Below are 7,655 nucleotides of genomic sequence, written 5' to 3'. Positions count from 1 at the left end.
GCCGCAGCCCCTGGCCGCGCCCGCCAGCACCGGGCCGGCGGACGCCGACGTGCCGAACCCCGACGCGGACCCGGACGTCTCCGGCACGGGCCTGGCGCGCTCCGCCCCCACCACGATCGCCATCCCCCGCATCGGGGTCGACGCCTCGATCATGTCGCTCGGCACCAACCCGGACGGCACCGTCCAGGTGCCCCCGCTGGAGCAGGCGCAGCTGGCCGGCTGGTACGAGCCGGGGCCGAGCCCGGGTGAGATCGGCAACGCGGTCATCGTCGGGCACGTCGACTCCGCGGAGATCGGGCCGGCGGTCTTCTTCTCCCTCGGTGCCCTGCAACCGGGCGACACCATCACCGTCACCCGGGAGGACGGGCAGCAGGCCACCTTCACGGTCGAGTCGGTCAAGGCGTACCCGAAGACGGAGTTCCCGACCGAGCAGGTCTACGGTCCCAGCGACCGGCCCGGCCTGCGCGTGGTGACCTGCGGCGGGACCTTCGACCAGGCCGCCGGCAGCTACCCCGACAACGTGGTCGTCTTCGCCTCCATGCCGGCGTGAGCCGGCAACCACGCGGCAGCCTCCACCGGGGGACACGACGCGGCCCGGCCGGTCGGGAGACCGGCCGGGCCGCGTGCCGTACGCGTCAGGCGGCGGCGGAGGTCCGCACCAGGGTGCGGATCTGGCGCAGCAGCACCGACAGGGCGGCGAGGTCCGCCCGGGACTCGTCGAACTCCCCCATCGCCCGCTCGGCGCGGTGGATCGACGTGGCGTTCGACTGCTCCCACTGGAGCACCCGCTCCTGCGGCGACAGGCTGCCGGCGGTGGAGTCGAGCACCTCCGCGGTCAGCGCGGCCAGCGCGGCGTACAGGTCGTAGCGCAGCGCCATCCGAGCCAGCGTCTGCCAGCGGTCCTCACGCGGCAGCAGGGAGATCTTCGACAGCAGTGAGTCGACCCGGAACCGGTCGGAGAGCACGAAGTAGACCGAGGCCACCTCGCCGACGTCCCGCCCGCTGCTCGCCGCGGTCTCCACCACGTCGAGCAGGCCGAAGCTGTACATCAGCCGGGTCGCCTGCTCGGCCAGGTCACGCGGCAGCCCCCGCTCGGTGAGCGAGTCGATGTGCGCCGCGAGGGAGTCCCGCTCGCTGCCGTAGAAGCGCTCCTCCAGGTCGGGCAGGAGCTGGGCCACCCCGTCGCGCAGCCGGGCGATCTCCGCCGGCACGTCGATCGGCGACCGGCGGTTGGTCACCAACCACCGCACCGCCCGGTCGACCAGCCGCCGGGTGTCCAGGTACACGCTGGTCTGCAACTCCGGGTCGACCTTGTTGTCCAGGTCCTCCACCGCGTCCCAGAGCGCGCCCAGCCCGAACACCTCGCGGACCACCACGTACGCCCGGATGACGTCCGCCGCCGGGGCGGCCGTCTCCTCGACCACCCGGAAGACGAACGAGATGCCGCCCCGGTTGATCGCCTCGTTGACCAGCACCGTCGTCACGATGTCCCGGCGCAGCCGGTGCTGGCCCATCCGGTCGGCGAACCGCTCACGCATCGGCGTCGGGAAGTAGTTGACCAGGACGTCGGTCGTCCACTCCTCGTCCGCGAGCCCTTCGGCCAGGATCTCCGTCTCAAGGACGATCTTGACGTACGCGAGCAGCACCGCGAACTCCGGCGCGGTCAGCCCGGACTCGGTCCGCACCGCCATCTCGTCGTCCGGCGGCAGCGCCTCCAGGGACCGGTCCAGCGCCCCCGAGCGCTCCAGATCGGTGATCATCCGCCGGTGCACGGGCAGCAGCGAGGCGGCCTGCGCCTGCGCGTTGTTGATCGCCCGGGCCTGGTCGTAGTTGTCCCTCAGCACCAGCTCGGCGACCTCGTCGGTCATCGCGGCGAGCAGCTCGTCCCGCTCGGGGACGGTCAACGCGCCGTCGGCGACCGCCGTGTTCAGCAGGATCTTGATGTTCACCTCGTGGTCGGAGCAGTCCACCCCGGCCGCGTTGTCGATGAAGTCCGTGTAGATCCGGCCGCCGGTCTGGGCGTACTCGATGCGACCGAGCTGGGTCCAGCCCAGGTTGCCGCCCTCGCCGGCCACCCGGCACCGCAGGTTCCTGCCGTCCACCCGGATCGCGTCGTTGGACTTGTCGCCCACCTCCGCGTTGGTCTGGCTGGAGGCCTTCACGTACGTGCCGATGCCGCCGTTCCAGAACAGGTCGACCGGCGCCGTCAGGATCGCCTTCATCAGCTCCTGCGGCGACATCTGCGTGACGTCGTCGCCCAGGCCCAGCACCGCGCGGACCTGCGGCGAGACCGGCACCGACTTGGCGGTACGCGGGTACACCCCGCCGCCGGCCGAGATCAGTCCCCGGTCGTAGTCCTCCCACGACGAGCGGGGCAGGTCGAACAGCCGCTTCCGCTCGGCGTACGAGGCGGCGGCCTCCGGGTCGGGGTCGAGGAAGATGTGCCGGTGGTCGAACGCGGCCACCAGCCGGATGTGCTCCGACAGCAGCATCCCGTTGCCGAACACGTCGCCGGACATGTCGCCGACACCGACCACGGTGAAGTCCTGGGTCTGGGTGTCGTGACCCATCTCGCGGAAGTGCCGCTTCACCGACTCCCAGGCGCCCCGGGCCGTGATGCCCATCTTCTTGTGGTCGTACCCGGCCGAGCCGCCGGAGGCGAACGCGTCGCCGAGCCAGAACTGGTGCGCCGTGGAGATCTCGTTGGCGATGTCCGAGAACGTCGCCGTGCCCTTGTCCGCCGCGACCACCATGTACGGGTCGTCGCCGTCGTGCCGGACCACGTCCTCCGGCGGCACGATCTCGCCGCTGACGATGTTGTCCGTGACGTCCAGCAGCGCCGAGATGAACTCCTTGTAGCAGACGACCGCCTCGTCGCGGTCCCCCGGCTTCTGCTTGAGCACGAAGCCGCCCTTGGCGCCCACCGGCACGATGACGGCGTTCTTCACCATCTGCGCCTTGACCAGGCCGAGCACCTCGGTGCGGAAGTCCTCCCGGCGGTCGGACCAGCGCAGCCCGCCCCGGGCCACCGGCCCGAACCGCAGGTGCACGCCCTCGAAGCGCGGCGAGTACACGAAGATCTCGAACTTCGGCCGCGGCGCCGGCAGGTCCGGGATCGCCTGCGGGTCCAGCTTGAGCGCCACGTACGACTTCGGCCGCCCGTCGGTGCGCTTCTGGTAGAAGCTGGTGCGCAGGGTGGCCTGGATCATCGTCAGGTAGGCGCGCAGGATCCGGTCCTGGTCGAGGCTGGCGACGTCGTCCAGCGCGGCCCGGATGTCGCCCACCAGCTCGGCGCTGCGCTGCTGCCGCTGCTCGTGGCCGTCCTCGCCGGGCGCGAACCGCACCTCGAACAACTCCACCAGCAGGGCGGCGATCCTCGGGTACGCGATGAAGGTCTGCTCCATGTACTCCTGGGAGAAGACCGTGCCGGCCTGGCGCAGGTACTTCGCGTACGCGCGCAGCACCACGACCTGCCGCCAGGTGAGGCCGGCGCGCAGCACCAGCTCGTTGAAGCCGTCCACCTCGGCCTCGCCCCGCCACGCCGCCGCGAAGGCGTTCTCCACGTGCGGGCGCACCTCGGACAGCTCCTGGTGGCCCTCCGGCAGCCGCAGCCCGAAGTCGTAGAGGTAGACCCGACCGTCGATCCGGTCCACCTCGTGCGGGTGCTCGTCGACCACCTTGACGCCGAGCGAGTGCAGCACCGGCAGCACGGCGGAGAGCATCATCGGCTCGCCGTAGCGGTAGACCTTGAAGCGGACGTCCATCGCCTCGTCGACGTCCGGCCCCCGCCCGCCGGCCCGCGGCGCGAGCTGCTTGCGGAACAGGTGCATCTCCAGCTGGCCGGGCTCCTCCAGCAGCTCCAGCTTCGCCAGGTCCTTCATGGCCTCGTACGGCGTGTGGCCGTCCTTGTAGCCCTCTGGGAAGGCGTCGGCGTAGCGGGTGAACAGGTGCTTGGCCTGCTCGTCGCCGAGCTTGCGCTCCAGCACCAGCCGGTAGTCGTCGTCCCAGAGCCGGGTCGCGTCGGCCAGCTCCTCGGCGAGCAGGTCGGCGTCGATGTCGCCCGGAGTCCTGCTCGGGTCGGTCCGGACGATGAAGTGCACCCGGGCGAGCATCGACTCGGTGACCCGGGTCGTGTAGTCGACCCCGACGCCGTTCAGCTCGCGCAGCAGGATGTCCTGCATCCGCAGGCGGTTCTGGGTGGTGAACCGGTCCCGGGGCAGGTAGATCAGGCAGGAGATGAACCGCCCGTACGCGTCCCGGCGCAGGAACACCCGCAGCTGCCGGCGGCCGGCCATCCGCAGCACCCCGATGACCGCGTGGTAGAGGTCCTCGGTCTTGATCTGGAACAGCTCGTCGCGCGGGTAGGTCTCCAGGATCTGGAGCAGGTCCTTGCCGGAGTGGCTGCGCTGGCTCAGGCCGGAGCGGTCCAGCACCTCGGCCACCTTGCGGCGGACCACCGGCAGCTCCTGCACGCTGGTCCGGTACGCGGCCGTGGAGAACAGCCCCAGGAAACGCCGCTCGCCGATCACCTCGCCGGCCTCGTTGAAGATCTTGAAGCCGATGTAGTCGAGGTAGGCGGAGCGGTGCACGGTGGCCCGCGAGTTCGCCTTGGTGATGATCAGCAGCCGCTTCTCGGTGACCTTGTCGTGCGCCTCGGGCGTCATCGACGACAGCGGCCTGGCATCCGGGGAGTCCTGGCGCAGGATGCCCAGCCCGGTGCCGAGCACCGCCTCCAGGGCCTGGCCGCTGCCCCGCTCCCCGTCCGCGGCACCCGACTCGCCGGTGTCGACCAGCCGGTACTCCCGGTAGCCCAGGAACGTGAAGTGGTCGTGGGCGAGCCAGCGGAGCAGCTCCACCGAGTCCGTGATGTCCTTCTCCGGCACCGGCGGCCGGTTGTCCGACGTCCGCGCGGCGGCCAGCTCGTCGGCGAGGGCGAGGGCGCGCTGGCGCATCTTCGGCCAGTCCTCCACCGCCTCCCGCACGTCGGTGAGCACCCGCTGGAGCTCCCGGCGCAGCCGGTCCCGCTCGGCGGCGTCGCGTACCGGGTCGATCTCGATGTGCATCCAGCTCTCGACCAGGTCGCCGGCGATGGCGTCGTCGGGCTCGACGTCGGCGGAGACCTCGACCAGCCGGCCCAGCGGCTCGCGCCGGACCACCACCAGCGGGTGGACCAGCAGGTGCACGTCCAGGTGGTGCGAGTTGAGCAGGGCGGTCACCGAGTCGACCAGGAACGGCATGTCGTCGGTGACGATCTCGATGACGGAGTGGTGCTGCTCGGCGTCGGGCTCGTGGATGCGCAGCTTCAACTCGCCCGGTACGCGCTGCTCGGCGAGGTCGCGGTGCGCGCGGGCCGCCTCCAGCATCTCCTCGGCGGTGAAGCCGATCAGCTCCTCGTCCGGCGCGAACCGCCAGAAGCGGCTGACCAGGGTCGCCGCGTCGTGGTCGTCGCCGGCGAGCGCGACCGCCTGGGCGACCAGGCGCTCCACGTTGGGAACGGGCTCATCGAGCTCGTTGTCCTCCACGTCGTCGGCCAGCGCGTCGACGGGCAGGCCCAGATCGTAGAGGGTGTCGATACTCGAACCGGTCATCCCGGTCACTCCTGTGTCGAGCCGGCCGAAGCCGTCCCCGTCGGTCGCCGAATCGAAGCTGTCGTCCCGGCCGGTGTCATCCTGCCGGAGGTCGGGTCCCGGTTTGATCGCCGGACGCCGGTCCATCGGTGCCACTCCCCTCGACCCACCGCATTGTGGGTCACTCTGCCGCCCAGCCTAGGCCCTGCCGTTCCGCCCCTTGCTCGGCGGACCACAGTGCGGACGTCCGGTTCCGGACTTCGTCCTTTCACCCGTTGCGGGTACGAGGTTGGCCGGTTCGGGAGTACCCCGCCACCAGTCGTTCATCACCCGGGCAGCGGCTCTCTTTCCGCACGTCCCGGTGCGGGGGGACGGTGCGGACGGCGCCGCCGTACTAGCGTGCAGGGCAGTTCCGAGATCGGAGATCCGCTTCCATGCGCCTGTCGTACCCCCGCCGCCCCCGCCGCAACCGGCTCCGCCCGCCGCTGGCGCTGCTCGCCGCGACCGCGCTCGCAGCCGGCGCCCTCACCGCGTGCTCGGGCGGTGACGGACCGGAGCGCAGCGTCGACGCGTTCCTGGCCGGCTGGCGCTCGGGCGACCTCCAGGCCGTCGGCCTCGTCGACCCGACCGGCGCCAAGGTGCCGGCGGCCGACGTCGCCCGCGAGCTCAAGGAGCTCTCCGGCGAGCTGGCGGCCACGCCGCCGACGCTGACCCGCCGGGGCGAGGCGAAGGTGACCAAGGACGTCGCGACCGCGGTGGTCAAGGTCGACTGGGCCCTCCCGGGCGGGATCCGTTGGGCGTACGAACGTCCGGTGCGGCTCACCCGCGGCGGCGACGAGTGGCGGGTCATCTGGGAGCCGCAGGTGGTGCAGGAGCAGCTCACCCGGGGCGACCGGCTCGGGCTGCGCCGCGACACCGCCACCCGGGCCGCGGTGCTCGACGCCGCCGGCCAGCCGATCGTGGCGCCCCGACCCGTGGTGCGGGTCGGGCTCCAACCGGGCGAGGTCACGGACCTCCCGGGCCTGACCCGGAAGCTGGACGCGGCCTTCCGGGCGATCCGACCGGCGATCACCCCGCCGGTGGACCTCTCCGATCTGCGCAAGCGGCTCGCCGACGCGGATCCGGGCGCGTTCGTCGAGGTGGCGACCCTGCGCGAGGAGGCGTACCGGCAGATCAAACCACGCATCTACGACCTGCCGGGCACCAAGTTCCGCAGCGACAAGCTCGACCTGGCCCCCACCCGCGAGTTCGCCCGGGCGGTGCTCGGCTCCGTCGACCCGGCCCAGGCCGACGACCTCGCCCAGCACCCCGACCGCTACGAGGCCGGCGACCTGGTCGGCCACGGGGGCCTCCAGGGCCACCACGACGAGCGGCTACGCGGCGCGCCGGGGCTGACCGTGATCACCGAGCGCCCCGGCCCGGACGGCACGCTGGTGCCCACCGGCACCGAGGTGTTCCGCAGCGAGCCGAAGTCGGGGCAGCCGGTCAGGACCACGCTCGACGTGGCCACCCAGAACGCGGCCGACACCGCCCTGCGCGGCGAGAAGCGCCGGGCGGCGCTGGTCGCGGTGCGGATCAGCGACGGCGCGGTGCTCGCCGCGGCCAACGGTCCCGGCGCCGCCGGGGAGAACCTGGCCTTCACCGCCCAGGTTCCGCCGGGCTCCACCTTCAAGATGGTCAGCGCGCTCGGCCTGCTCGACCGGGGCGCGGTCACGCCGGACGCGACGGTGGACTGCCCGAAGACGTTCACCGTCGACGGCAGGCCGTTCAAGAACTCCGACAACTTCGTGCTGGGGCCGGTGCCCTTCCGCACCGACTTCGCCAAGTCCTGCAACACCGCGTTCGCCGCGCTGGCGCCGAAGCTCGGCCCCGACGGACTGGCCGTGACCGGTCGTTCCCTCGGGCTGGAGGGGCAGTGGGACGTCGGCCTCGACGCCTTCACCGGCAAGGTCTCGGCGAACGGCGGGGCGACCGAGCAGGCCGCCGCCGCCATCGGCCAGGGCACCACGCTGGTCAGCCCGCTGGCCATGGCGTCGGCCACCGCGGCGGTCGCCCGGGGTCGGTTCGAACAGCCGAAGCTGGTCCTCG

The 7,655-nt window shown here is 72.1% G+C and carries 3 protein-coding genes; 2 read left to right on the top strand and 1 reads right to left on the bottom strand.

Translation table 11 applies throughout. The annotated features are described in order from the left end of the window. The coding region (locus tag F6X68_RS27975; protein ID WP_151457064.1) for a class F sortase at window positions 1–550 on the top strand (550 nt) is incomplete at its 5' end. Between the two features lie 85 nt (window positions 551–635). Here the strand turns inward: F6X68_RS27975 and F6X68_RS27970 are convergent. Next, entirely contained in the window at window positions 636–5,714 is a 5,079-nt protein-coding gene (locus F6X68_RS27970; RefSeq protein ID WP_151457063.1) for an NAD-glutamate dehydrogenase, read from the bottom strand. A gap of 287 nt (window positions 5,715–6,001) precedes the next feature. Here F6X68_RS27970 and F6X68_RS27965 point away from each other — a divergent pair. Continuing rightward, window positions 6,002–7,655: penicillin-binding transpeptidase domain-containing protein (locus F6X68_RS27965; protein WP_151457062.1), on the top strand; the 1,654-nt coding region annotated here is incomplete at its 3' end.

This window comes from Micromonospora sp. AMSO12t, assembly GCF_008806585.1.
In the GTDB taxonomy this organism is placed as follows: domain Bacteria; phylum Actinomycetota; class Actinomycetes; order Mycobacteriales; family Micromonosporaceae; genus Micromonospora; species Micromonospora reichwaldensis.
The sequence above is the reverse complement of the archived record's forward strand: the minus strand, read 5'-3'. Positions and strand labels throughout refer to the sequence as shown.

Excerpts from the sequence above, each read along its gene's own strand:
- F6X68_RS27970 (WP_151457063.1), bottom strand. The coding sequence starts at position 5,714 with ATGGACCGGCGTCCGGCGATCAAACCGGGACCCGACCTCCGGCAGGAT.